Annotated in this window: 1 protein-coding gene; it reads left to right on the top strand. The window is 73.9% G+C overall.

Annotation, left to right across the window (positions count from 1 at the left end; translation table 11 throughout):
* A partial coding sequence (locus tag HOY81_RS27030; RefSeq protein WP_237323343.1) for an N-acetylmuramoyl-L-alanine amidase occupies positions 1-874 on the top strand: 874 nt, incomplete at both ends.

Below are 874 nucleotides of genomic sequence, written 5' to 3'. Positions count from 1 at the left end.
CTGCGGTCGTCGGACGGGCGGGTGGCGCAGCATCTGCGGACCAAGGACGTGGGCTGGCACGCGGGGAACTGGTTCGTCAACGCCAAGTCCGTCGGCCTGGAACACGAAGGCTTCCTGACCGCACCCGACGCCTGGTACACCGAGGCGATGTACCGCACCTCCGCCCGCCTGGTGCGCCACCTCGCCCGCCGCTACGACATCCCCCTGGACCGCCGGCACATCCTCGGCCACGACAACGTCCCCGGCACCGTCCCCGCCACCATCCCCGGCATGCACACCGACCCCGGCCCCTACTGGGACTGGGCCCACTACTTCCGCCTCCTGCACGCCCCCCTGCACCCCACCGCACCGCCCGGCTCACCCCTGCTGACCATCCGCCCCCACTACCCCACCCACCAGCCCCGCTACACCGGCTGCGACACCAGCGGCGACCCCTGCCCCGCCCACGGCTCCACCGCCGTACGCCTGCACACCGCCCCCCGCCACGATGCCCCCCTCGTCCCCGACGAAGGACTCCACCCCGGCGGGGAACCCTCCACCACCGGCGTCAACGACACCGGCGCCCGCGCCTCCACCGGCCAGCAGTACGCCCGCGCCGGCACCCACGGCGACTGGACCGCCATCTGGTACCTCGGCCGCAAGGCCTGGTTCCACAACCCACCCGAGCACCCCACCGCCGTCCCCACCCGCGGACGCCTCGTCACCCCCAAGCCCGGCCGGGACACCGTCCCCGTCTACGGCCGCGCCTACCCCGAACCCGCCGCCTACCCCGACCACATCACCCCCCAGCCCCTCGTCCCGCTCCCCTACACCCTCAAGCCCGGCCAGCACTACGCCTGGGGCCTGACCACCCCCGGCGAGTACTACTGGGCCA

Origin of the sequence: Streptomyces sp. JJ36, assembly GCF_021696945.1 — a bacterium.
Lineage (GTDB): Bacteria > Actinomycetota > Actinomycetes > Streptomycetales > Streptomycetaceae > Streptomyces.
This window is presented reverse-complemented; position numbering and strand designations above follow the sequence as displayed.